Genomic DNA, 25,330 nt, shown 5'->3' with positions numbered 1-25,330 from the left:
TTATCGCCCCACCGCATAGGCCTGCATCAGTCGCGGCGTTGCCGCGGCCCGCAGCAGGCCGTCGGCATCCCGTCGCGCGGCGGTCAGGCGCCCTACCGACCAGGCATCGGCAACGGTGACCTTGTGGCCACGGCGGCGAAGCTCCTGCAGCGTGATGTCACCCGCTGTGCTTTCCACCATGATTTCGCCCGGCGAGCTGGTGCGCGGATAAAACGAGCCCGGAAAATGCGAAGTGTGGAAAAGCGGCATGTCGATGGCCGCCTGCAGGTTCTTGCCGTGATGCGCATATCGCAGGAAGAAAGGCAGCTGCCATTGGTCCTGCTGGTCGCCGCCCGGCGTGCCGAAGACCATGGAAGGACGTCCCTGATGCAGCGCAAGCGATGGCGTCAGCGTCGTGCGCGGGCGTTTTCCCGGAGCAAGCGAAGTCGGCAGGCCTTCCTTCAGCCAGAACATCTGGGCGCGGGAATTGAGCGCGAAACCAAGGCCCGGCACGATGGGCGAGGATTGCAGCCAGCCGCCCGACGGCGTGGTGGAAACCATGTTGCCCCAGCGGTCGATGACGTCGATATGCACCGTATCACCGCGCTTTTCCGTCAGATGCGACATGGTCGGTTCGTAAACCGCGCCCTTGCCGCTCATCTCGGCCAGCATCGCCATGGTGGCATCCACCTGCTTTTCGTAACCCGGTACGGTGCCGGGACGCAGCTCGAGCGATGCCTCGCTGCCGATCAGTTTACGACGCCCGGCATTGTAGCCCTCGGAGAGAAGATATTCCGTCGGAATCTGGCCGAATTCCGGATCGCCGTAATAGACCTCACGGTCGGCAAAGGCGAGCTTCATGGCTTCAACAATCGTGTGGATGAAATCGGGACCGGACGGGTCCATGGCCGCGAGATCGAAGCCTTTCAAGAGGGCGAGCGACTGCAACAGAACCGGTCCCTGCCCCCATGCGGGCGTCTTGGCAATCGTCCAGTCATGATAATCGAGCGTCTGCGGCGCCTCGATGGTCGCGCTCCAGTCCGCCATGTCCTGCGCCGTCAGCACGCCCCTGTGCCTGGTGCCGCTTGCATCCATGACTTCGGCGGTCTTTACGTATGTGTCGATAGCTTCCGCTACGAAACCCCGGTAGAAGGCATCACGCGCCGCTTCGATCTGGTTCTCGCGACCCGAACGCGCTTCGGATTCAGTGACGATCCGCTTGTAGGTTTCCGCAAGAACCGGGTTCCGGAAAAGGGCATGCGGTTCGGGTGCGGCACCGCCCGGCAGCCAGGTCTCGTAGGATGTCGGCCATTCCTTCTCGAAGAATTCCGCAAGCCCCTTGATGGTGGCAGAAACGCGCGGCAGGGTCGGATGTCCGTATTCGGCATAATAGATGGCGGGCTCCAGCACCTCGCGGACGCTCATCGTGCCGTAGTCGCGCAGCATCAGCATCCAGCCGTCGAAGGCTCCGGGAATGACGGTTGCGAGCAGCCCGTCGCCGGGGATCAGCTTCAGCCCCTCGGATGTATAATGTTCGATCGTCGCGCCGCTCGGAGCAGGACCCTGCGCGCAGATGACTTCGACCTTGTCCTTCTTCTTCGAATAAAAGACCGCAGGCATGTCGCCGCCCGGACCGCAGAGATGCGGTTCGACGATCTGTAGCACGAAGCCGGTGGCGACCGCCGCGTCGAAGGCATTGCCCCCCTTTTCGAGGATTGCCATGCCCACCGACGATGCGATCCAGTGCGTCGACGTGACGACGCCGAATGTGCCGAGAATTTCGGGGCGTGTGGTGAATTCGGTCATTCAGTCAGTTCCTTATGAGAAATCATGCTTCGCGCGGATCGAGCGCGTCACGCAGGCCGTCGCCGAGGAGATTGAAGCCTATGACGACGAGGAAAATTGCAATGCCGGGCCACATCGTCATCCATGGCGCCTGACTCAGGAAATTTTTTGCCGTGTTCAGCATCGAACCCCACGACGGCGCCGGTGCCTGCTGGCCAAGGCCGAGGAAGGAAAGGCTCGCTTCCGCGATGATGGCGGTCGCAACCGTCAAGGTTGCCTGCACGATGATGGGGGCAAAGACATTCGGCAGAATGTAGCGCGTCATGATGTCGAAGTGGTTGAGGCCAATCGACCTTGCCCCCTCGACATAGTCTTCCATCTTGACCGCCAGCACCTGGCCGCGGGTCAGCCGCACGAAAATCGGCATGGCGGAAAGCCCGATGGCGATCATCGCATTGGTAAGGCTCGGGCCGAGGAAGGCGGCAAGGGCAATCGCCATGATGAGGAAAGGCATGGCCAGCAGCGCTTCGGTGATGCGCGATATGACCATATCCACCCAGCCGCCGAAATAACCTGAAATCAGCCCGAACGGCACGCCGATGACCACCGCGATCATGACGGAAACGACGCCGGCCATCAGAGAGGCGCGGGCGCCATAGATCATGCGCGAGAGAATGTCGCGGCCGAGGTCATCGGTGCCAAGCCAATGGGCGGCGGACGGCGCCTTGCGGATGGCCGACCAGCTGGTCGCAATCGGGTCAGCAATCGGCAGGATGGGTGCTGCAACGGCAAGCACCGTGAAGAAAAGCACGATAATCAGACCGGCCAGCGCCGATTTGTTGCGCTTCATTTTCTTCCAGGCGCGGCTTTCCTGCCTCGGCACCGGTACGGACAGGTTTTGGTCGAGAGCGGTCATGATATCGGGCCTCAGATCGTCGCCCTGAGGCGAGGGTTAAGCAGGACATAAGCGATGTCCGCCAGCAGGTTCATGAGGATGAAGCCGACCGCGGTGCAGAGCACGATGCCCTGGACGACGGCGTAATCGCGGGTGAAGACCGCATCGACGGTCATCTTGCCGAAGCCGGGAATGGTGAAGATCTGCTCCGTCAGAACCGCACCGGCCAGCAACTCACCGAAAAGCAGTGCCAGCAGCGTGATGACGGGCAGAAGCGCGTTGCGAAAACTGTGCGACAGGATGATTTCACGCGGCGAAAGACCCTTGGCGCGAGCGGTGCGGATATAGTCCGAGCTCAGCACCGCGACCATTGCCGAACGCGTATGACGCATCAATGTTGCCGCAAGCGCATTGCCCAGCACGAAGGCGGGCATGATCATGGTTTCGATGGAGCGGACGGGGTCGACGAAGATCGATTCATAACCGGATGCCGGCAGCCAGCCTAGTTTGACCGACACCAGCAGGATCAGCATGATGCCGAGCCAGAAATTCGGGATCGACAGGCCGGAAAGCGCCACGATATTGGCCGTGTAATCGATCCATGTGTTTTTCTTGACAGCGGCCAGAATGCCGATCGGAATGCCGATGACCATCGCGAAGAACATCGCCATGACCGCGAGCTGAATGGTGACCGGCAGCTTCTGGCCTATCAGTTCCAGCACGGGCTGATTGGTCCGCAGCGAAATACCGAAATCGCCGGTCACCACGCCACCCAGCCAGTTGATGTACTGGAGCGGCACCGGGTCGTTCAGTCGATATTTCTCCCGCAGGAATTCGATCGTCGCGGGGTCTCGCTCCTCACCCGCCATGGCGAGAACCGGATCTCCGGGCAGCAGTTTCTGCAGCGAGAAGACGAAGATGGAGATGATCAAAAGCGTCGGGATCGCGACAAGCAGTCGCTTGCCGATGTAGACAGGCATGGCATTGCCCCCGTTCGTACACGTTCTGGAGGGCCGCACGGCAAGCCGTGCGGCGGATTTGAAGCGCTTAGTCCTTGCTCACACCGAGAAGGCGGATCATGCCATCAGGCGATGGCTCCCAGCCCTTGACCTTCTTGGAGATGGCATAGGCATAGGGCTGGTGGCCGAGATAGATGATTGGCATGTCATCGTTGAGGATGACGCTTGCCGCATCGTATTTTTCCTTGCGGACCGCATCCTCAGTCGAGGCGCGTGCTTCATTCAGCAGCTTGTCGACTTCAGGATTGCAATATTTCACATCGTTGATGCCGCCCTTGCAGGTGACAAACTGGTGAAGATTGCCATCGGGATCGATACGACCGGACCAGTCGGAACGGCTGAGCTGGTAGTTGCCGGCGGTCTGTTCGGAAAGCAGCGTCGCGAACTCCGTGGCCTTCAGGGTCACGTTGAAACCGGCTTCCGCCACCATGGACTGGATCACCTGCATCATCTGCGTCTGCGTGGTGTTGTTGGCGTGCTGAAGTTCGACGTCGAGCGTCTCGTAGCCCGCCTCCTTCATCAGCTGCTTGGCCTTGTCGATATCGCGGGGCGGCACGGCCAGGTTCTGGTTGAACCAGGGGCTTGTGGGCGGGAACGACTGATTGCCGGCCTTGGAAGTGCCCTCAAAGACGATCTGGCCGATCGCTTCGCGGTCAATCGCGTAAGAGAAAGCCTGACGCAGGCGCTTGTCCTTGCCGAGCGGATTATCCGCACGCGGACCATTATTGATGTTGACATACATGGCCATGTAACCCGGACCAATCACGTCGGCATAGGTCAGGTTGGCGTCGTTCTTCACGGATTCCGCGTCCGATGCCGAGATGCGCTCGGCAATATCAAGATCGCCCGAGCGCAGGTTTGCAAGCTTCACCGTGGTATCGGGGATCGGCAGATAGACGATTTTGTCGACCTTGATCTTGTCCTTGTCCCAATAATCGGCGAATTTTTCGAGCACGATACGGTCCTGCTGGATGCGCTCGACAAATTTGAACGGTCCGGCGCAGACCGGCTTGGAGCCGAAATTCGCGCCCAGTTCCTTGGCCGCCTTCGGCGCGACGATCATGCCGGCGCGGTCGGAAAGCTGGGCAAGCAGCGTAACGTCAGGCGTCTTCAGCGTGAACTTGACCTCCAGCGGCCCGGTGGCCTCAACCTTCTCGACCGAAGAAAGCTCGCTCTTGCGGCGGGATTCCGGCAGGGTCATGTTGCGCTCGATGGTGGCGACGACAGCGGCTGCATCCAGCGTCTCGCCATCGTGGAACTTCACACCGTCGCGGATCTTCATCGTCAGCACCTTGCCGCCTTCGGACCAGGCCCATTCTGTGGCAAGCTGGGGAACGATCTTCATGTCCTGGGAAATGTCGACCAGCTTGTCGCACATGGCGGTGTAAACGATACGGCCGACGAAGGTGCGCGATTGCGCGGGATCAAGTACATCCGCGTCATCGTTGAGGCCGATGCGCAATTCGGAGGCCATCGCCGGTGCCGTCAGGAACGCACTGGCCAACAGGGCCGCAGTCAATGTGTATATCTTCTTCATGTTCCATCCTCTGGTCTGGTTGTCTTTGTTTTTTCGTTGTTTTTGTCATTGGCCGGCCGAAACCGACAGGTTTTGGTCCGCGGCCTATGAGGCCGGCGTAAGCGGTTGGTCGGCTTCGTCTGGGCTTTGGGGCGCGCTGTCTTCTGCGGCCTTCTCGTCCTGAAACCCAAGCGACGTGGCGCGGATCAGCCTCTCCTGATGCATGAGAAGATGCTGGCGCATCGCTTCTCCGGCTCTGGCTGGATCGCGGTCGGCTATGGCGTCAACGATGGCCATATGCTGCTCGAAAGAAGCCCTGCCATTCGTGCCGGTACGGCGGGCAAGTTCTCGTATCGACTGCCAGGCATCGTCCTGGCGAATGCGGTTGACGACGTCAAAAATCGACAGGAAGAGCCTGTTGCCGGCGCTCTGGGCGATCTGACGGTGCAGCGAACCATCCCATAATTCCTTGGCGTCGGCATCCGTGCTCTGGCCGGTCTTCTGGACGAGGGCGCGCATACGCTCCACCTCGGCGGGCTTGGCGCGCATGGCCGCAAGCTGCGCCAGTTGCGGCTCAATGCGCAGACGCACCTCCATGATTTCCATGATGTCGGTGCCGGCGACCAGTTCGGTGACCTGAGCGGACCAATCATCCGGTTTTTCACCCACAAAGGTCCCCGCCCCTGACGCCGCCAGATCAGCCCTTCAGCCTCCAGAACCTCAAGTGCCCGGCGAACCGCACGACGGCCGACATTGAAGGTTTCCGCAAAGGCCCGCTCCGTCGGCAAACGGCCGTCCTTCGCGAGATCCTGCGTCTGAATATACACGCGCAGCTTCGCCAGGGCGTAGTTGGAGTTGTCGTTAGGGCCTGCCGCCACGTCGCACCATTAGTTGAACCAATCTCACATTGGTTCATTTGTTGAGAAATTTTCGCGAACGTCAAGCGCATTTTTGAGCGGTAAAAATGGCCGCTCAAAATATAGGCACGCAGCGTTTTTTGAGGGCAGGAAAAGCATGGCTCTGTCGCATTGCTGACCCGAACGCATTTCCCGTCCGCTACGCCCAACGCAACACTTGCCGAGACCGCGCGTTATAACGTGCGCAAACCATCAAAATGCCGGGGCGACATGGACGACAGCGTAAACATTCCCAAGATCAACCGGCTGGTGCTGCAAAACCTCATAGCCGGGCTGAGCGACGGGCTTATCCTCCTCGAGAATGACGGGACGATCGCCTGGGCGAACAGGGCGGCGCTTGAGATGCACCGCATTGAGGCCCTGTCGGACCTTGGCGAGAATGCTGTCGATTACAGGCGCAGATTCACGCTCCGCTATCGCAACAATCATCTGCTCGGTGAAGGACAATATCCGCTGGAGCGGCTCCTGGGCGGCGAGACTTTTGACGAGGTGACGGTGGAGGTACTGCCAAGCGGTGACGAGGCGGAAAGCCGGGTGCACACCGTGCGCGGGCTTATTCTCGAAGATGCGGGCGCCAAACCTGATGTTCTGGTCCTTATCATTCGCGACGAGACGCCGCGCTTTGAGGCGGAGGCACGCTTTGAGAGCGCCTTCAATGCCAATCCCGCCCCCGGCCTGATCTGCCGTCTGGAGGATGAGCGATTCATCCGCGTCAATCAGGGCTTCCTTGAAATGACGGGCTTTACGCGCGAGGAAATCATCGGCATCAGCGTCGAGGAACTCGGGCTGTTTTCCGCTTGCGATACCGGTGAAGACGCACTGAAGAGGCTGCATGAAGGCAGGGTCATCCGCCAGCGGGAAGCGCTCATTCCGATACAGGGAGGCGACCGGCTGGTCATCGTTGCGGGCGAGACGATCGCAGTTGCCGAAGAGCCCTGCATGCTCTTCACTTTCGCCGATCTTGATGGACGCCGCAAAGCCCAGAATGCGCTGCGCCAGAGCGAGGAGCGGTTCTTCAAGTCATTTCGCCTGTCACCGGCACCGGCCGCCGTCTCGAGGCTGGAGGATTTCGTTCTGACCGAAGTCAATGACGCCTTCCTGCAATTATGCGGGCGCAAGGAGGCAGAGGTGGTGGGCAAGACGGCAAGCGAATTGCGGCTTTGGGAAGACGTTTCGGCCCGCCGGGATCTGGAAAAGCGGCTGCGGGACAATATCCCCATTCGCAACGAAAACATGCGCATGAAGCTGAGCGATGGTGGTGCCGCCGAGTGCATCGTTTCCGCCGAGCGCGCCGAAATCAACGACCAGCAATGTGTCATCTGGGCGATACAGGATGTGACCGAGAGGAGACGGTCGGAGAATGAACTGATCGAAGCGATCGAGAGCGTGATGACCGATACCTCCTGGTTCAGCCGCACTGTTGTCGAGAGGCTGGCGGGACTGCGGCAGAACGCAAGCAGGGCAACGCCGTCCGCCTCGCTGAAGGACCTGACGGATCGCGAGGAGGAAATCCTGTCGCTGATCTGTGACGGTTGCAGCGACAAGGAGATGAGCGAAAGGCTTCACCTTTCCAAACACACGATCCGAAACCATATTGCATCGCTTTACGGCAAGATCGGCGTGAACCGCCGCACCGCCGCCGTCATCTGGGCGCGTGAGCGCGGCTTTGCCGGGCGCAAGGGAAAATAAGCCTGATCGAGTGAAAATAGGTCATTTTGTACCAGTTCAACTAGTAGCTAATGCCCTGCTAAAGGCGCCTGCGCCGGACTACCTTTCCATCATGCCGCTATCAACAGCGGCAGCATCTAACGATGGAAGGAGTTCGTTATGGATAAGAACCGGATCGACGGTATTGCCCGCCAGGCAAAGGGCACCATCAAGGAAGCCACCGGCAAGATTACCGGCAACGAGAAACTTCAGGCGGAAGGAAAGGCTGAAAAGATTGCCGGCCGGGCGCAGGAGAAACTTGGCAAGGCGAAAGACACCATCACCAAAGCTTTGAAGTGATCCCCAATGTTCAAGGCAGGAGGTTTCACGATGATGCTCTCAGGCGATGCACACATGGCGACGGGTTTCAATCCGCAGGAAGTCAGCCTGTGCGCCGCGCTGCAGGCGCTGATCGCCTATGCGGATGGGCAGGAAAACAGCTGCATATCCGTCACATCTTCGGATGGGCGCATCATCCTAACCGGTGAGGTTGAAACTCTTTCCGCCTTCGAACGAGCGGTCATCATCGCAGAATGTTTCGCGTCGCGGCCGATCATCGCCGATCTGGCGATCCGTCAGCGGACGCGGACTTACCTGGATGCGTCTTCCCCACGCATTCATCTCGTGACTAACAACAGGAGTGATACACCATGAAGAAATTCGTTCTTGCAACCGCGATTGCAACGCTTGCGCTCGCGCCAATCGCTTCCGCCGAAACAAAGCATAACTCCAAACGCGCGACAGAAACTGCACAGAAGGAACGCGTGGGCACCCTGTCCTGCGAAATCGCCGGCGGCGTTGGCCTTGTTGTCGGCTCCAGCAAAAGCGTGGACTGCCAGTTCCGTCAGCGCTCCGGCAAGACCGAGCGCTATACCGGCAATATTGGCAAGCTCGGCCTCGATATCGGCGTGACCGGTAAGACCTACATGAGCTGGATCGTGCTCAACACCGCCGCCAGCCGTATCGGTGACGGTGCGCTGAGCGGTGATTATGTCGGCGCTTCCGCCGGAGCTTCCGTTGGCGTGGGTGTCGGCGCCAACGCGCTCATCGGCGGTAACGCCAAGAACTTCGCACTTCAGCCCATCAGCGCCGAAGTCGGTACGGGCGTGAACGTTGCAGCCGGCGTCTCCCGCCTGCAACTGAAGCACGTCCGCTAACCTCTCTCCCCGATGCGCGGTTTCGGGCCCTCCCGAAACCGCAGTCCACTCAGGCGACGAGCTTGGTCTCCTTGATGCGCGGATAATCATAGGCATTGACCTTGGATGTGCTGTATCCAGCGCCCACCAGGGCTTCGGCGAGCTTGACGGCGGCGGTGACGCCATCGATCACGGGGACGCCCGTTGCCTCGCGCAGCCTGTCGCACAGCGCCGACATGCCGGCGCAGCCAAGGATGATGGCTTCTGCCGCATCCTCTTTCTTTGCCGCTTCGATTTCGCGGATCAGCATCGCCTCTGCGGCATGCGGATCCTCCTCGAGACCGAGCACCGGCAGATTGATGGCACGGACCCGGCGGCAATGCCGCTGCGCGCCGTAATTGTCGACGAGGTCTTCGATAATCGGAATTGAGCGCGGCAGCGTCGTGATGATGGAAAAACGGCGGCTGATGGTCATGGCCACCTGAATGCCGGCCTGGCAGATGCCGATGACGGGGCCACGCGCCACTTCCCGGGCAGCATGCAGGCCCGGATCGTCAAAGCAGGCAATGACATAGGCATCGACGCCCAGACGTTCACCCTTGCGGATTTCCTCCAGCATGCCCGGAACAGCCAGCGCCTCATCGGCCCCGCCTTCAATGCTGACGGGCGTATCGAGGGGATTTGTCGCTGAGATCGTCGTGTGCGCCTGTTTGACACGCATGGCGCTGTCCAGCGCCTGCGCCGTCATGGAGGCGGTTGAGTTCGGGTTGATCAGACGAATATGCATTCGGGCTCGCCTTTCAGGACGCTCATTTGCCATCTGGCTTGATGAAGTCGGTAATCGGTGGCGCCTTCAGGACAAACTGGCGATCCGAGGTGATGTAATTGTCGGCGTGGAGGCGCGCGATCGGCTGGTATCGGTCCGGATCGACATAATGCCCATCCTTGTCGAGGCAGTCCCTGTGGACATGCATATGCACGACCTCCCCAGAACCAGCGCGCGGCGCGGGTAATCGATCACACGCTCGACGCGGCATTCGAAGGCGCAGGGCGATTCCGCCGCAAAGCTCGCATCGATCTTGCTGCAGGGCGCAGGCGTCAGCTTCGCCATGGAAAGTTCGTCGACCTCGCTGTCGAAGCCGAGGCCGCAGACGAGCATATGTTCGGAGATGGTCATATCGACCATGTTGACGACAAACTCGCCGGTGCGGCGAATATTGGCCATTGTATCCTTCTCCTCGCCATTCAGACGCGGCTGGATACCCAGAACGACGATGGGCGGATCATGGGAGAAAACATTGAAAAAACTCATCGGGGCCGCGTTGTTGTGGCCCGCTGCCGAACGCGTCGTGACAAGCGCTATCGGCCGGGGACCGATAAAATTCGTCAGCAGCCGATAACGGCTCTGCGGCTCAAGCGTGGTGAAGTCGAATTCCATGACAGTGGCCCCATTTATAGTACACAATATTGTTTCATATTGTTGACAATTATGCAACCAAAACCCTGTTGAAACAGTTGACTTTTTCGGCGGCATCACGCTTCTCTAACCCTAATGGAGAGCGAAACAAATGACCGAGCAGAACGGCCAGTCCACGCAGCAAATTGTCGAGAAAGTCTGGCTGTCGATCGCTGAGCGTCGGCTGCGCCCCGGCGTGCAGCTGAAAGAGGAGCAGCTGGCGACGATTTTCAACGTCAGCCGCGCGCGTATCCGTCAGGCGCTCTCGGTGCTGGAGCGCGACGGTCTCGTCACCATCGTGCCCAATCGTGGCGCCTTCGTTTCGAAACCATCGGTCGAAGAGGCGCGAGACGTGTTCTTCGTGCGCCGCACGGTGGAGCAATGTGTCGTCGAGCGCCTGTGCAGATCCGCCACCAAGGCCGATCTGAAGCGGCTTCGCGACCATGTCGCCAAGGAGCGCCTCGCCAATGCTCACAACATCACCACGGATATCATCAAGCTTTCCGGCGGCTTCCACCTGCTGCTTGCGGAAACGCTGGGTTCCGATTTCCTGTTCACCACCATGCGCGACCTCATTTCGCGTTCCTCCCTCATCACCGCCGTTTACCGCAATACCGACCGCTTCAATTGCGGACCGGACGAGCATGCGGAAATCGTCGACGCGATTGCCAACAACGACCCGGCAAAAGCCATACATCTGATGACCCATCACCTGGAACATGTGGAGGCGGAACTCGATCTTAGCGAAATCCGCGACCTTTCCCACGATCTGCGCGCCGCACTCGCCTGACCTTCCGGTCAGACGAGTTCCCGTGCCGCTACCACCCGTTCTTCCTGTTCTTCCACCAGATGGCATGCGACGCGCGTGCCGCCGGCAAGCGTGCGCACTTGTGGCACCTCCGCCGAACAGCGTGCCGTTGCGAGCGGACAACGCGGATGAAACGTGCAGCCGGATGGCGGCTTCAGCGGGCTTGGAACTTCACCGGCAACCAGTTCCCGGTCGCGGCGCGGCGCGTCGATATTGGGAATGGTCTGCAGCAGAAGCTGGGTATAGGGGTGGCGCGGGCGGGCGAACAGCTCCTCCGTATCGCCCTCCTCCACGATGCGGCCGAGATACATGACCGCGATACGATCCGACATGTGGCGAACGACGCTCATATCATGGCTGATGAAAAGATAGGTCAGCCCCAGCTCGTCCTGAAGGCATCGCATCAGGTTCAGCACCTGCGCCTGCACCGAAACGTCGAGCGCGGATGTTGGCTCGTCGCAGACCAGAAACTCCGGCTCGCTCGCCAGAGCGCGGGCAATCGAGATGCGCTGGCGCTGGCCGCCTGAAAATTCATGCGGAAACTTTTCGCCGTCCGAAGCCGAAAGGCCGACTGTGCGCAGCAGCTCTTCCACACGTTCCATGGTTTCTGCACGGGTCGCGCGCAGTTTCAGTTCGCGGATAGGCTCGGCGATGATGTTCTTCACCCGCCAGCGCGGATTGAGCGAGGCATAGGGATCCTGAAAGATCATCTGCGCCGAAAGCGGCGTATCCTTGCGGCCCCTGGCGAAGCGGAAATCACCGGCGCTTGGGCGGAACAGCCCCGTCACCAGCCGGGCAACCGTCGATTTGCCGCAGCCGCTTTCCCCGACGATGCTGAGACAGCCGCCAGCCGGCACCGTAAAATCGATGTCGTTCACCGCCTGCACGAACTGCCGGGGCTTCCGTTCGATGACGCGATTGAGCCATGGCGCTGAGACATCGAAGGTCTTGGTGAGACCTTTAACCGTCAATGCCGGCGTTTTCTGTGCGGGCGTTTTAACCACGGACGTTTTCATGCTGTACCTCCTGCATTCATCCAGCAGGCGCTGGCGCCATCACCCGCCGCCTCCAGTTCCGGCCGCTCGCGAAGACAGCGCGGCCCTGAAAATCCGCAGCGCGGATTGAAGGCGCAGCCGGGCGGGATGGCGTCGAGACGCGGCATGGCGCCGTCGATCTGGTTGAGCCGTTCCACCCGCGCGCCAAGCGAGGGAATGGAGGCCATCAGGCCCTGCGTATAGGGGTGCTTCGGCGCATGCAGAACCTGTTCCACCGGACCAACCTCGATCAACCTGCCGGCATAAAGCACAGCAACGCGGTCGGCAGCCTCGGCGATCACGCCCATATCATGCGTGACGAGCATAACGGCGGTCTGCTTCTCCTTGCAGAGCCTGCGCAGCAGCGAGATGATCTGCGCCTGGATCGACACGTCAAGCGCCGTCGTCGGTTCGTCGGCGATGATCAGCTTCGGCGACGCTGCGAGTGCGAGCGCTATGACGACGCGCTGGCGCATGCCGCCGGAGAATTGATGCGGATAGTGATCGATACGGTCTGCCGGAGACGGAATGCCGACATCCCGCAGCAGCTGCACCGCACGCGCCTGCGCATCTTTTTTGGAGAGCGGCAGATGCTGCCGGATCGTCTCGACCAGCTGCGCGCCGACCGTGAACAGCGGATTGAGCGAGGTGAGCGGATCCTGAAAGATCGCGCCGATTTCCCGGCCACGGATGCTTTCCATCGCCCTGTCGTCGAGTTTGTCGATGCGGCGCGAGCCGAGCCATATCTCGCCATCCGCGATGCGGCCCGGCTTTTCCAGCAGGCCCTGTATCGCAAGGCCCGTCATGGATTTTCCGGCACCGGATTCCCCCACCACACCGAGAATTTCACCGGGGCGGATGGAAAGGCTGATGTCCGAAAGCGCCGTCACCGTTCCCCGGCGGCCGGGAAACTCGACTTTCAGATTGCGGACATCGATAACCGACTGGTTCATGTCATCCATTGGCGTTCACCTCCACCGGGTAGCTCGGGGGGAAGATTTCCGAAACGGGCGGATTGGCCCAGCTTCGCTCGGGATATTTTGCAATCAGCCCATCGAACTGCGCCTGCGCCTGAATGCGGGCACGCGCCATATCGATATTCGCGACCTGTCTCTCCCGCATGGAGAGACGACCATCGACAAACACCGCGCGCGTGATCTTGCCCGAACCGCCGGTGACAATCGTCGTGATCGGATCGACGCTCGGCGCCATCACCGTGTCATCGAGATCGAAGACCGCGATATCGGCGCGGGCACCCTTGGAAAGATGCCCGAGATCGGAGCGACCCAGCGCCCGCGCGCCGCCAAGCGTTGCGGCATCAAACAGATCGGCCGATCTGACCCTGTCGGGCGCGCCATCATTGATACGGCAGGTGATGAGACCGACAAGCAGGTTCATCAGCATGTCGGCGGGCGCCGTATCGGTGCCCATCGCAATGTTTATTCCAAGCTGCCGGCAGGCGGAGAAGGACGACAACGTGCTGCCGCTTCTAGCCGACACCAGCGGACAGTGGACGATCGACACGCCGTTTACCGCGTAGAGCGCCAGATCTTCCTGCGTCGCATTGGTGGCGTGCGGCGCGATAAGGCGGTCGCTCAAGAGGCCGGCCCTGGCGAGCCATACCGGCGCAGTCGAGCCGTGCAGCTTGCGGACCGTGTCCACTTCCATAGTGCCCTGCGCCATGTGCAGGCGGAACTTGCAGCCAAGATCACGGGCGGCGGCATCGGTTCTCTGCATCAACGCGAGCGTGGATGTTTCGACACGATCAGGTGCGAGCATACCGCGCACGAGATCGCCGTGCCTTCCGGTCTGCCGCTCGATAAACGATACCGCCTCCTTCAGTCCCTGAAGGCCGCGCTCCTCATCGAACACCGGCACCATGCGTCCCGGCTCTTCCAGCACCATGCCGCCGGAACGGAAGGCGGGGCTGAGATAGACCCGCAGGCCGAGTTCGCCGGCGGCATCGGCTGCGGCTTCGAATTCGGCGACGGTTTCTCCCCATTCACGGTAAAACAGCGAGGCAATGGGTGCCGCCGTGGTGATGCCGTTGAGGAGAAGCTGGCCGAAGGCGAAACGCTTCTGGAAGGCAAGCTCTTCCCCGGAATACATCTCGTAGGGACCCGCCTCGAAATAGGAGCGCGGCCAGACACGGCCCTTCGCCCAGCCGGGGTGATTGTCGATACCCAGAATGGTCGTATCGAGATCGGAAAGGGCATCGAGGTCGATCAGGCCGGGGCTGATCAGGGCATTGCCGAAATCGACGCGGCGAGCAACCTCGCCGGGAAAGCCATGCCCGACGAAAAGGATTTCGCCGTTCTCGAACACGACATCGCCGTTTTTAAGCAGCCGGTGAGACCCGTCCTTGTGGCCGACCACCCAACTGGCGGTGAGCAGCGTGCGACCGGAGGGACGTTCACCGAGAGCGAGGGACTGAAGCGAAACGGTCATCATGGCGCCTCCACCACGGCCTTGCCGCCTCTGGCGGTGACACGCCCGCCCTTGACGACCAGCGGTCTTGGGGCAATGTCGACAACGGCATGGGCCAGGGTCTCGCCGGTCAGCAGCGTGAAATCGGCGGCGCAGCCAACATCAAGACCGTAATCCTTGAGGCCCATGACATCGGCACCGCCCTGCGAGACGACATGCAGGACGTGGGCAAGCTCGATATCCGAGCGCAGACCGTTCTTCATGCCGATGATCTTGGCACGGTCGAGCATATCCGGCTGGCCCCAGGGACCCCAGGTGTCGCGAATGCCGTCACAGCCGCCGCCGACACGCACACCGGCTTCCTTCAGGCGCATGATAGACGGCACATTTGCCGAGGGCGCGCCGGTCGTCAGGATCGCCACATCGAGCCGGGCGATCTCATCGATCAGCTTGCCGACCCGGAGATAGTCATTCATACCGAGCGCAAAGGCGTGGCTGATGGCAACCTTGCCTTCCATGCCGTTGGCGCGGATGCGCTCGAAAATCAGCTCCATGGTGAAGGCGCCGAGATCGGCAGCCTCATGCAGATGAATGTCGATCGGCACGCCGTGCCTGACCGCGAGTTCAAAGAGGATATCGAGCTGGCCTTTCGGATCGCGATCGATGCCGCAGGGATCGATGCCGCCGAGGACTTCACAGCCCTGTTTCAGCGCCTCATCCAGCAGTTCCACCGTGCCGGGCATGACCATGACGCCGGACTGCGGGAAAGCAACGACCTCGATGTCGATGATGCCTTTCAGCTTCTCGCGCGTTTCCCATATGCCTTCAACAAGCTTCAAGCCGTGGGTCGGATCGATATCCACGTGGCTGCGAATATGCGTGCCGCCGTTTGCGGCAAGACCGATGGCGTGGCGCATGGACTGGCGGTGCGGATCGATGCCGATCTGGCTGCGGTTTTCGCGCTCGAAATCGATCCGCCCGCGCAGGATTGCGGCACGGTTGTTCTCATGCCAGGGCATGCCCCAGGTCGTCTTGTCGAGATGGGTGTGGGCATCGATGAGGCCGGGCGCGAGGATTGCGCCGTTGCCATCCTCGACCGGCATGCCGGGTTCGGCCTCGAACTTTCCAAAACCGGCAATCTTTCCCTGCCTTATCATGATGTCGCAGGTGTCGCCCGCCATGGGCCTGATGTTGCGGAGCAGAAGATCGTGCATGGAACTCACCTCAGTTTCGGATTGAGCGCATCGCGCAGCCAGTCACCCAGAAGGTTGACGGTGACGACGAGCAGGCAGAGCTGGAAAACGGGAAACAATACGATCCACCAGGAGCCGGAAAACAGGAACTGGTTGCCGATGCGGATCAGCGTTCCGAGCGACGGCTGGCTGGGCGGCATGCCGATGCCAAGGAACGACAGGGTCGCCTCAGTCAGGATCGCCATGCCGAAATTCAGCGTTGCGGCAACCATGATCGGCGTCAGCGTATTGGGCAGAATATGGTTGGCCATGATGCGGCGCGCGGGAACGCCGATGAGCTTGGCCGCCTGCACATAATCCTTGCCGGTCTCCACAATCGCCTGGGCACGCACGGTGCGCGCATATTGCACCCAGGCGGAAAGCGCGATGGCGAGAATGAGCACGGCGGATGCGCCCACCTCTCGAAGACTGTCCGGCAGCATCTGCCGGACGACCGTGGAGACGAGGATGGCCACCAGAATTGTCGGAATGGAAAGCGTGATATCGCCGATGCGCATCAGGAGATTGTCGGAAAAACCGCCGAAATATCCGGCAACCAGACCGGCGGTCATGCCGATCACCAGAGACAGCGCCACGGAGGCGACACCGATGACGATGGATATGCGCGTGCCGTAAAGGATGGCGGAGAGCATGTCGCGCCCCTGCGTATCCGTGCCGAGCAGGTAAGGCCATTCCCCACCCTCCTGCCACACCGGCGGCAATTCGGCTTTCCACATGTCGAGCGAAGCGCCGTCATAGGGGTTCTGCGGTGCAATCAGTGGCGCGAAAATGGCGGCAAGGATGAGGATTGCCAGGATCAGCGCGCTGATCTTGGCCGATCTGCTGTGGCTGAACGACCAGTAGAGATCGCTGTTGCGTATGCGTTTGATGAGCGACGGGCGGGCAGGTTTTGCCGTTTGCGGAAGGTCTGTGGCCATGAAACCGGCTCCCTTCGGTTAGCGCGCGGTGCGCAGACGCGGATCGATCACCGCATAGGCAATGTCGACGAACGTGTTGAGGACAACGAAGATGAAGGAAATGATGCAGAGATAGGCCGCCATGACGGGGATATCGAGAAACGTCACCGCCTGTATGAATAGCATGCCCATGCCCGGCCACTGAAACACCGTCTCGGTGATGAGCGCAAAGGCGATGAGCGAGCCGACATTCATCGTCGTCAGCGTCACGACGGGCATCAGACAGTTGCGCAGCGCATGGCGGAAATAGATGCGCCAGCGGGGAATGCCGCGGGCACGGGCGAATTTCACGAAATCGGACCGCAGCACTTCCAGCATTTCGGCGCGCACCAGACGCATGACCAGCGTGATCTGGTAAAGCGAGAGCGCAATGGCAGGCAGAATGAGCGCTGCACGCCCCGACGAGGTAAGCAGGCCCGTGGACCACCAGCCAAGCTGCACGACATCGCCTCGACCGAAGGCCGGCGCCCAGCCAAGCGACACCGAAAAGACGAGGATAAGCAGAATGCCGACAACGAAGCTCGGCAGCGAGACGCCGACAATCGACAGGAACTGCAGGCCCTCCGTATACCACTTTCCACGCCGGATCGCCGTCAGCACCCCAAGCGGCAGGCCGACGACGAGCGAAAGGACCGTGGCCACCAGAACAAGCTCCAGCGTTGCCGGAAACCTTTCCGCTATCAGCGGCAGCACCTGCTGGCCGTTGCGATAGGAAACGCCGAAATTGCCCTGGGCCGCGTCTTTGACAAACCGCAAATATTGCGTGGGCAGACTGTCGTTGAGGCCGAGCCGCTCACGCAGCGCGGCGCGATCTTCCTGCGAGGTCTGCTCCCCCACCATCAGCTCGACGGGATCTCCCGCCAGCCTGAAAATGAGAAATGCAATAAGCGCGACGGAAAGCATGACCAGAATGGCATTTCCCATACGCTTGATGATGAAAACCAGCATTATTACCTCTCGGATGAGAACCCATGGACATGATGCCAGCCAGGTTCGACCATTCTTTTCCAGAGACGGGGCACAGGTCGTTTACGCCTGTAGAATTGTCGACAATCACGCCGGCAGCGGATCATATATCCGGCGCAGCGAATGCAGACGGCATCGCTTTTGACCCGATACGAAAGCTGCCCCGGATGGGCCGAAAAGGCATTCAGCAATATGCCGAATGCCTTTTCGAGTTCCGGATTATTTGTCGAGTTGCGTCAGCCAGTGGCGCGGCTTGTTGTCGGCGCGGAAATCGACGCTCTTCACCTTGCCAAGCATCGCCCATGCAATCGGCTGCTGGTGCAGCGGCACAAGCATCGCCTCGTCCTTGGCGATCTTCAAGGCCGCCTCTTCAAGGGCAAGACGTTTGGTATTGTCCTGCTCCTGCGCTGCCTGGTCCACCAGCTTGTCGATCTCGGGGTTCGACCAGCCGCCATAGTTGGAGACGCCCATTGCGCCCTTTCGGGTGGAGAGGATCTGCGACAGGAAGGAGAAGGCATCGAGTGTCGGTTCGTTCGCCCAGCTGAGGTTGAAGACATCCGCCTTGCCGCCATTACGCTTCGGAGACTGCACCGAGCGCGGCGCTATATCGATAGTCGGCTGGAAACCGCCACGCTTCAGCATGTTGGCGACGCCGGAGCAGATATCTTCCTCGTTGATGCTCTCGTCATTCATGCAGGTATAGGTGAAAGCGAGGTTCTTCATGCCGGCATCGGCAAGAAGCTTCTGCGACTGCGCCGGATCGGCGGGCTGGAATGTATCGAGCGACTTGGCGTAACCCGAAATTTCAGGCGCGATGAGCGAGCCGGACGGCCTTGCAAGGCCACGCATGACCTTCTTGTTGATGAGATCGCGATCGATCGACAGTTCAAATGCCTGGCGAACACGAAGATCATTAAAGGGGTTCGGCTTGCCGTCCTCCAGCTTTTCGCGGCGGTTGAAGCCGATGAACAGCGTGCGCAACTCGGTGCGCTTCTTCACCGTGATATTGGGCGAGGATTCAAGCCGCGGCAAATCCTGGATCGGTGCGGAATCAATCAGGTCGATTTCGCCGGAGAGCAAAGCCGCGACACGGGTGGCCGCAGAGGCGATCGGCACGAATTCGATGCGGTCGAGATTGTGTTTTTTCTGATCCCACCAGGCTTCATTGGCGACAAGAACCGTCTTGCTGTCGGGCACGCGGCTTTCAAGCTTGAAGGGCCCGGTGCCGTTGGTGTGCATCGTCGTATAGCCATCGACCTTGGAGGCGAAATCGGTCGGCTTCTCGCTATTGTTACCCTTCAGCCACTTGGCGTTGAAGATGAAGATATTGGTGATGTCGTTGAGGAAGAGCGAGGTGGGCGCGGTGACGTCGAGATCGACGGTATAATCATCGACCTTCTTCACGCCCGCAAAAACCGGAATATTGCCGCGCAGCGGCGAAGTGGCATCCGAGGCGCGCGTGAAGGACGCGACAACATCGTCAGCGGTGAAATCCGCGCCATCATGGAATTTCACACCCTTGCGCAGGGTGAAACGCCATGTCTTTCCATCAACAAGCTTCCATTCCGTCGCAAGAGCCGGCTCGATCTTGAAGTCGGGTCCGTAACGGACAAGCCCCTCATAGATATGATTGAGAAAGGCGAGATTGGAGGTGGACGGCACCGAATATGGATCGAGCGAATAAAGGTCGGCGCGGCCGGCCCAACGCAGGGTTTCAGCACTTGCGGGAACGGCAATGGCGGCCGCCGCCAGGGCGGCCAGGACGAAACTTCTCATTCGGGACATTTGATCCCCCCTTTTTATAAATCGTTGAAGTGCCGGCTGACCTACCGGCCGGACAAGGCGGAGTATTGTTTCGCCCAGCCTTATTGTCAATAATATTGTTGACAATTATCGTATCCAAAATCGACGCATCCTGAATACCAGCTGCGAACACAAGGGAGGAAGGCTAAATGGGGAATTTTCTGCTATTGCACGGCACGATGGTGACCGTGGACCGCGAGCGACGCATCATCGAGGATTGCGGCCTCGCCATAAAGGGCGACCGGATCGTCGACATCGGCACGGCGGACGAACTGGCGCCACGCCACACCGACAAGCAGGTGATAGACTGTCGGGGTAAACTCATCATCCCCGGCCTCATCGATGCCCATGGTCACGCCGGGCACGCCTTGATCCGCAGCATTGCTGCCGACACCAATGCGATGTGGATGAAGGTTGTGACCCCGACCTATTACCACTATGTCACGCGCGACTATTGGTATGCGGACGGCCTTGTCTCCGGCATCGAGCGGCTGCGCGCCGGTGTCACCACCGGCGCCAGCATCATCACCTCCATGCCACGCGCCGATGATCCTGTCTTTGCCATCAACCACGCCCGCGCCTATGACGAGATCGGGATTCGCGAAATCATCTGTGTGGGACCTTCCGGCCTGCCCTGGCCGCACCCGGTGACCCGATGGGAAAGCGGCTCTCCGGAGCGCCGCAACATCAGCTTCGAGGAGATGATCGAGGGCAGCGAAGCCACGATTGAGGCCTTGAACGGAACGGCTGATGGACGCATCAGCGTCTTCCTGACACCCTTCACCATCGTCCCCTCGGTTGAACCCTCCAACGCTTCAAGCCCCGACCAGGCGGTGAAACTGACAGACAATGACCGCATGCAGGCCCGCCGTATACGCGAGACCGCCCGCAAAATGGGCGTCCGGCTGCATTCTGACGCTTTCGCGGGACAAATCCGCATGGCCTTTCAGGACAAGGAAAATGCGCTGCTTGGCCCCGATATCCACCTTCAGCATTGCTGGGGCATCTCGCATGACGAGATCGACATTCTGGCGGAAACCGGCACACGCGTGACCCATGCCCCGCCGGGCCGCGCGACGCCGATCATGGAAATGATGTCCAAGGGCATCCGCGTCGCCATCACTACAGACGGCGCGGCACCCAGCCGCCACTTCGACATGCTGCAGACCGCCCGCATGGCGCAATTCACGCAACATCTTCTGCACAATCACGATCGCTACCTGCTGCCGCCCGGCAAGATATTCGAAATGATTACCATCGACGCCGCCCATGCCATCGGCATGGAGGATGAAATCGGCTCGCTTGAAATCGGCAAAAAGGCCGATATCGCCATCATCGACATGCGCAAACCGCATCTGATGCCGATGTGGATGCCTGTGCACCGGCTGGTGCATCAGGTATTGGGGAGCGATGTCGATACCGTTTTCGTGGATGGCAAGATGCTGATGGAAAACGGCCGTGTTCTGACGACAGATGTCGATGCGGCCATCTCCTTTGGGCAAGAAGAAGCACTGGCCCTCGCCGCCCGCGCCGGTCTTGAAGCGCATATGCATGATCCGGGTTGGGGACGCCTGTTGCGGACCTTCGAAGAACCTGTCCACCCTCCCCTGCCGCCCGCTGCGACGCTTGGCCGGTAGTATGGCAAGCGCGGCCTAGAGACTGTTGACGCGTCACGCTCTTGTAATTACCAGCACTGACATTGTTGACAAAATACACTCAGTCTTTCGTCAAAACTAAAACTCCCCGGCCTGGAGGGGTCCGGGGAGCAAACCTGACTTTCATGTCAGGAACTTTGACTGGAGCTAGCTACTCACCCGCTCGAGAGCGGGGTGGATCTGAGTTATCTAACCAGACTATGCTTTTTATATTCGCTATCAGAACGCGCGCTGCAGGCGAACGAAACCGGTCCACGCTTCAGGCTTGGTGTCGACGTCGAGGTAGTTGACAGCGAGCTTCGTGCTGAGGCCATCGGTGATCTTGTAGTCAACCGTCAGACCAGCCTTCCAGGCATCATTGTTCGAGAACTCATCGAACGAAACGAGACCGTAGCTGCCGTAGTACTGGAAGCCGGGGGTAATCTTCAGCTTATCAGTTGCCTTGATGGCATATTCAGCAGCAACGGCCCACTCAGCAGCGTTGTAATAAGCATTTGCGCCAGAAGCCCAAACACCGGACAGGCCCAGCGTGCCGGGACCGACACCCGCCGTTGCAATCAGGCGAACAGAGCCATTTTCGCGGTCAGTGTCGTAGCCACCAACGAGCTGCAAGGATACGCTATCGAGCTTAGCGCCAGCGCCAACGACGACGCCGACATTGTTGCTTGTGTTGTTGTTTTTGTTAAACGTGCTGACGGCGATGCCTTCGAGTTCGTCAACCGAAACGCCGGCCCAGAACGAACCTGCGTCGTAGGTGTAACGAATGGAGTTGAACAGCGAGTTGGTAGCAACATCGTCGGTCTCGCCAGAGAGGCCATCGTCCCACCAGCTCAGGAACTTACCGACCTTAAGACCGGCAATTTCGATGAAAGCCTGATCAACGAAAACTGCAGAGCCCTTGTCAGATGAACCGGACGTGGTGGATGCTGCTGCAGAACCCGTATCAGCGTTGCCACGGAAACCGATAAAGCCGCGCAGAGCGCCGAGTTCGGTGTCGGTGCGGGTGTCAACTTCGAATTGAGCGCGAGTGAACGAGTCCCAGTCGGACTTGCCAGCCTTGTCGCGGCCGAAGTCGGTCTGGAAACGGACGTAACCCTGGAACTTCAGGCAGGTTTCGGAGCCGGGGATGTAGAAGAAGCCGGTGCCGAAGGCGTCGCAGACGCGAACATATTCCATGGCTTCCGGCTCGGCAGCGACGATAGCGTCAGCGGCCTGTGCGCCGGATACTGCTGCGAGAGCGGCAGCGGAGCCGATCAGAAGGCTCTTGATGTTCATTTTTAATCTCCAGTCAAAAATTTTTCAACAAATGCGCAAAACTGAGGGCTGGTCTTTTCCCTGCCGCCCGCCTCTCTGCGCTGATTCAGCAAATGACAGAAAGTACCGGAGACTCGCAATTCAAATCGGACAAATTTAAATATAGATAAAGTACACTCTCAAATTAAGTAGTAAAATTACAACAAATTAACAGATTGATATATAGTAATTTTATGTTGTATTTCTCAATAATCCAATTAATTACTTATAAAATATAACGCGATATGCAAATATAATTATATTATAATCCACACCCGGCAGCCAGCACTTTGCGGGGTGAGGACTGCATCTGCATTTATAACGAAAGGAAACAAAGCGCGCTTTCGTTGCCGGGTTCGATGCGGAGAAGAATAGCAGGCGCAGCAATCGAAACGGCGCAATGCGACGGAGATGACAGAGCGCACTCCGTGTCCGCCAACCCGCTCATGGCGGGCTGTCAAAGCGGCCCCTATTGCATTTCCTTGGATAGGCCGGTTGGGAACATCGTCATGTTGCCAAGCATATCCCCGATCACTTCCGCCTGCACCGGGCGGCTGAAATAATAGCCCTGCCCGTAGGGGCAGCCGGCGGCGCGCAGAAAAGCGGCCTGTTCGCCGGATTCCACACCTTCGGCAATGACATCGATATCGAGAGACCCGGCAAGCTGGATCATGATCGAGACTATGGCGCTGTCCTTGGTTTTTTCCGGCAAATGAGTGAGGAACGATCTGTCGATCTTCATGCAAGACAGGGGGAAGGTCTTGAGCATGCCGAGGCAGGAATAACCGATGCCGAAATCATCCAGCGCCAGGCTGACACCCATCTGCTTGATGGCGCGCATGATGCGCACGGATGTTTCCACATCCTGAATGATGAGCGTCTCGGTGATTTCTATTTCCAAAAGGGATGGGGCAAGGTCGGTTTCTTTCAACACGGACCGGATCTGCTCGACCAGGCCGCTCTGGAACTGCCGGGGCGAGATATTGACCGCCATCTTGACGGGCGAGAGGCCCGCAGCGGTCCAGACCTGCGCCTGCCGGCAGGCTTTTCTGAGAATGGCCTCTCCCAGTTCCACAATAAGCCCGGTTTCCTCCGCAAGGCCGATGAATTCCGCAGGGCCGAGCAGGCCTTCTGCCGGATGCTGCCAGCGCACCAGCGCCTCCACGCCACTGATGCGCCCGGTTCGAAGATCGACCTGCGGCTGGAAATGCAGGACAAACTCGTCCCTTTCCACCGCCTTTCGCAGTTCCTCGATGCGGGTGAACTTCTTGCGCAGATCATCGGCCATGCGCGGCGTGAAGGTGGCGATGCCATCGCGACCGTTATGTTTGGCCTCATACATGGCAAGATCGGCGGCCGCGACGATTTCCGCCGTGGTTTCGCCATGCTCCGGGAAGAACGCCATACCGATGCTGCATGTGACCTTGATATCATAATTGCCAAGGCGAAGCGGTTGCGAAACGGCTGCGCGGATGCGCTGCAGCCGGCTTTCGAAATCTTCCCTGTCCTTTTCCAGAATGATGACGAATTCGTCTCCGCCCACACGCAGGACAAGATCGTTTCGCCGCAGGCTGCGGGCAATGCGCTCCGCCGTTTCCGACAGCAAAGCATCGCCGATGCTGTGACCGAGCGTATCGTTGATCTGCTTGAAATTATCGAGATCGAGGAAGCCGATGCCGAGCTTTCGTTTCGCCCTTGCCGCCGCCGCCAATATGTCCGGCAGCCTCGTATCCAGAAAACGGCGATTTGGTAGCCGGGTCAGCATGTCGTGATCAGCCAGAAAGGCGATATGTTCCGCCGCCCGTTTCCGGTCGATTGCAAGGCCAGCCATCCGTGCGGCGGCGCCGATAAATTCCACAAGCGCCGCATCCGGCGTGCGGGCGGCCAGCATGCACCAGACGAAGCCATGCGCCACGCCTTCGCTCGCGGGAATATCGAAACTGAAGGCGATATTATCCGCCGGGCAGGTGAGATCGGCGGGATTCTTGACGGAAGAAAGCAGTGTAGTGAGGCCTTCATGAGATGCCAGTGCGGGAGAAGCATAGACGGAAGGCTCACCCGCCGCCGCATCGAACACCCGCACGACACAGGCAAGCCCGGTGGCGAGATTTTCGATGGCCGTGACGAATTCCTCGAGAAAGTCCTCGATACGCGCAGCCGCAACGATCATTTCGAGAACGCGCGCCTGCGCCTGCAGCAGTCTCTCCGAGGCTTTTTTCTGGGTTATATCCCGCGAGGCGCCAACCACGCCGATGATATTGCCGGCCTTGTCCTTGAGAGGCACGCGCGACATCATTAGCCAGCGATCGATGTCGCCGCGCATGGCGCGCTCCTCGTAGCCGAGGTCCGGCTCGCCGGTGCGCATCACCCGCGCCTCGGTATCGGGAATGCCGGCAAGTTTTGCCGCATCGCCATGAATATCGGCGTCAGTGAGCCCGATCAGTTCCTCGACGGTGTCGAAGCCGTTCTCGCTAACGATCGCCCGGTTGGCGAAGAGAAAGCGTCCCTCCAGATCCTTGGCATAGATGAAATCCGGCACATGATCGATCATCGCTTCCAATAGCGCGTGCCGGTCGGAGGGGTTGGTGTTTTCGGCGGTAGCAGGAGAAGCGGAAGGGCCTACGTCGCGCTTCGTTCGCGACATCCGGTTCTGCACGGGTGTCTTCGGGCCTTTGGAACGCACCTCTCCGCCTCATCGCTTTATAAGGAAGCAGAATAGTAGGAT

At 59.7% G+C, this 25,330-nt stretch carries 20 protein-coding genes and 2 pseudogenes; 6 read left to right on the top strand and 16 right to left on the bottom strand.

Going from position 1 to position 25,330, the window contains the following annotated elements:
• The 5 genes and pseudogenes from G3A56_RS25400 to G3A56_RS25380 form a co-directional block, all read right to left on the bottom strand.
• Nucleotides 1–1,785 (bottom strand): gamma-glutamyltransferase family protein, encoded by a 1,785-nt coding sequence (locus G3A56_RS25400; protein WP_082184735.1) that lies wholly within the window; start codon nucleotides 1,783–1,785, stop codon nucleotides 1–3.
• Nucleotides 1,786–1,807: 22 nt separating this feature from the next.
• On the bottom strand, nucleotides 1,808–2,680 hold the full coding sequence (locus tag G3A56_RS25395; RefSeq protein WP_164056867.1) for an ABC transporter permease: 873 nt from the start codon (nucleotides 2,678–2,680) through the stop codon (nucleotides 1,808–1,810).
• A gap of 11 nt (nucleotides 2,681–2,691) precedes the next feature.
• Nucleotides 2,692–3,639: an ABC transporter permease gene (locus G3A56_RS25390; protein WP_003499573.1), complete on the bottom strand. Its 948-nt coding sequence runs from the start codon at nucleotides 3,637–3,639 to the stop codon at nucleotides 2,692–2,694.
• Between the two features lie 67 nt (nucleotides 3,640–3,706).
• Entirely contained in the window at nucleotides 3,707–5,215 is a 1,509-nt protein-coding gene (locus G3A56_RS25385; RefSeq protein ID WP_082184736.1) for an ABC transporter substrate-binding protein, read from the bottom strand.
• 84 nt (nucleotides 5,216–5,299) lie between these two features.
• A pseudogene (locus G3A56_RS25380) lies at nucleotides 5,300–6,110 on the bottom strand (FadR/GntR family transcriptional regulator).
• A gap of 211 nt (nucleotides 6,111–6,321) precedes the next feature.
• Between G3A56_RS25380 and G3A56_RS25375 the strand changes: the two are divergent.
• The 4 genes from G3A56_RS25375 (at nucleotide 6,322) to G3A56_RS25360 (ending at nucleotide 8,975) form a co-directional block, all read left to right on the top strand.
• Nucleotides 6,322–7,800 (top strand): helix-turn-helix transcriptional regulator, encoded by a 1,479-nt coding sequence (locus G3A56_RS25375; RefSeq protein ID WP_082184737.1) that lies wholly within the window; start codon nucleotides 6,322–6,324, stop codon nucleotides 7,798–7,800.
• A 138-nt stretch (nucleotides 7,801–7,938) separates the two neighbouring features.
• Complete coding sequence (locus tag G3A56_RS25370; RefSeq protein ID WP_003499564.1) at nucleotides 7,939–8,118, top strand: CsbD family protein; 180 nt, start codon at nucleotides 7,939–7,941, stop codon at nucleotides 8,116–8,118.
• A gap of 6 nt (nucleotides 8,119–8,124) precedes the next feature.
• Nucleotides 8,125–8,472 (top strand): BON domain-containing protein, encoded by a 348-nt coding sequence (locus G3A56_RS25365; protein WP_082184738.1) that lies wholly within the window; start codon nucleotides 8,125–8,127, stop codon nucleotides 8,470–8,472.
• Complete coding sequence (locus tag G3A56_RS25360; RefSeq protein WP_080840141.1) at nucleotides 8,469–8,975, top strand: DUF992 domain-containing protein; 507 nt, start codon at nucleotides 8,469–8,471, stop codon at nucleotides 8,973–8,975. The genes G3A56_RS25365 and G3A56_RS25360 overlap by 4 nt, the downstream gene beginning before the upstream one ends.
• A 49-nt stretch (nucleotides 8,976–9,024) precedes the next feature.
• Here G3A56_RS25360 and G3A56_RS25355 read toward each other — a convergent pair whose 3' ends face one another.
• On the bottom strand, nucleotides 9,025–9,741 hold the full coding sequence (locus G3A56_RS25355; RefSeq protein WP_080840139.1) for an aspartate/glutamate racemase family protein: 717 nt from the start codon (nucleotides 9,739–9,741) through the stop codon (nucleotides 9,025–9,027).
• A gap of 22 nt (nucleotides 9,742–9,763) precedes the next feature.
• A pseudogene (locus G3A56_RS25350) lies at nucleotides 9,764–10,392 on the bottom strand (flavin reductase family protein).
• 130 nt (nucleotides 10,393–10,522) lie between these two features.
• Between G3A56_RS25350 and G3A56_RS25345 the strand changes: the two are divergent.
• Entirely contained in the window at nucleotides 10,523–11,200 is a 678-nt protein-coding gene (locus G3A56_RS25345) for a GntR family transcriptional regulator (protein WP_164056865.1), read from the top strand.
• A gap of 8 nt (nucleotides 11,201–11,208) precedes the next feature.
• On the opposite strand, the gene G3A56_RS25340 is transcribed toward G3A56_RS25345, so the two are convergent.
• The 7 genes from G3A56_RS25340 to G3A56_RS25310 form a co-directional block, all read right to left on the bottom strand.
• Nucleotides 11,209–12,234: an ABC transporter ATP-binding protein gene (locus G3A56_RS25340; RefSeq protein ID WP_082184740.1), complete on the bottom strand. Its 1,026-nt coding sequence runs from the start codon at nucleotides 12,232–12,234 to the stop codon at nucleotides 11,209–11,211.
• Nucleotides 12,231–13,214 carry an ABC transporter ATP-binding protein gene (locus G3A56_RS25335; RefSeq protein WP_137039781.1) on the bottom strand — a complete coding sequence of 328 codons (984 nt, stop codon included), beginning with the start codon at nucleotides 13,212–13,214 and terminating at the stop codon, nucleotides 12,231–12,233. The genes G3A56_RS25340 and G3A56_RS25335 overlap by 4 nt, the downstream gene beginning before the upstream one ends.
• The gene (locus G3A56_RS25330) at nucleotides 13,207–14,700 is read right to left on the bottom strand and encodes an amidohydrolase family protein (protein WP_164056882.1); all 1,494 of its coding nucleotides are present in this window, start codon (nucleotides 14,698–14,700) and stop codon (nucleotides 13,207–13,209) included. The genes G3A56_RS25335 and G3A56_RS25330 overlap by 8 nt, the downstream gene beginning before the upstream one ends.
• Nucleotides 14,700–15,893, bottom strand: coding sequence for an amidohydrolase family protein (locus tag G3A56_RS25325; protein WP_080840133.1), 1,194 nt, complete (start codon nucleotides 15,891–15,893; stop codon nucleotides 14,700–14,702). The genes G3A56_RS25330 and G3A56_RS25325 overlap by 1 nt, the downstream gene beginning before the upstream one ends.
• Before the next feature lie 5 nt (nucleotides 15,894–15,898).
• Complete coding sequence (locus tag G3A56_RS25320; RefSeq protein WP_035224938.1) at nucleotides 15,899–16,849, bottom strand: ABC transporter permease; 951 nt, start codon at nucleotides 16,847–16,849, stop codon at nucleotides 15,899–15,901.
• 18 nt (nucleotides 16,850–16,867) lie between these two features.
• A complete protein-coding gene (locus G3A56_RS25315) occupies nucleotides 16,868–17,836 on the bottom strand; it encodes an ABC transporter permease (protein WP_003499543.1) in 969 nt (322 codons plus the stop codon).
• Nucleotides 17,837–18,073: 237 nt separating this feature from the next.
• Entirely contained in the window at nucleotides 18,074–19,639 is a 1,566-nt protein-coding gene (locus tag G3A56_RS25310) for an ABC transporter substrate-binding protein (RefSeq protein WP_082184741.1), read from the bottom strand.
• 167 nt (nucleotides 19,640–19,806) lie between these two features.
• Here G3A56_RS25310 and G3A56_RS25305 point away from each other — a divergent pair, with 167 nt between their 5' ends.
• Nucleotides 19,807–21,294, top strand: coding sequence for an amidohydrolase family protein (locus G3A56_RS25305; RefSeq protein ID WP_082184742.1), 1,488 nt, complete (start codon nucleotides 19,807–19,809; stop codon nucleotides 21,292–21,294).
• A 237-nt stretch (nucleotides 21,295–21,531) separates the two neighbouring features.
• Here the strand turns inward: G3A56_RS25305 and G3A56_RS25300 are convergent, their stop codons facing one another.
• Entirely contained in the window at nucleotides 21,532–22,587 is a 1,056-nt protein-coding gene (locus G3A56_RS25300) for a porin (protein ID WP_003499535.1), read from the bottom strand.
• A 487-nt stretch (nucleotides 22,588–23,074) separates the two neighbouring features.
• Entirely contained in the window at nucleotides 23,075–25,249 is a 2,175-nt protein-coding gene (locus tag G3A56_RS25295; protein ID WP_137067630.1) for a putative bifunctional diguanylate cyclase/phosphodiesterase, read from the bottom strand.
• Nucleotides 25,250–25,330 lie beyond the last annotated feature (81 nt).

This window comes from Rhizobium oryzihabitans (assembly GCF_010669145.1).
Classification (GTDB): domain Bacteria; phylum Pseudomonadota; class Alphaproteobacteria; order Rhizobiales; family Rhizobiaceae; genus Agrobacterium; species Agrobacterium oryzihabitans.
The sequence above is the reverse complement of the archived record's forward strand: the minus strand, read 5'-3'. Positions and strand labels throughout refer to the sequence as shown.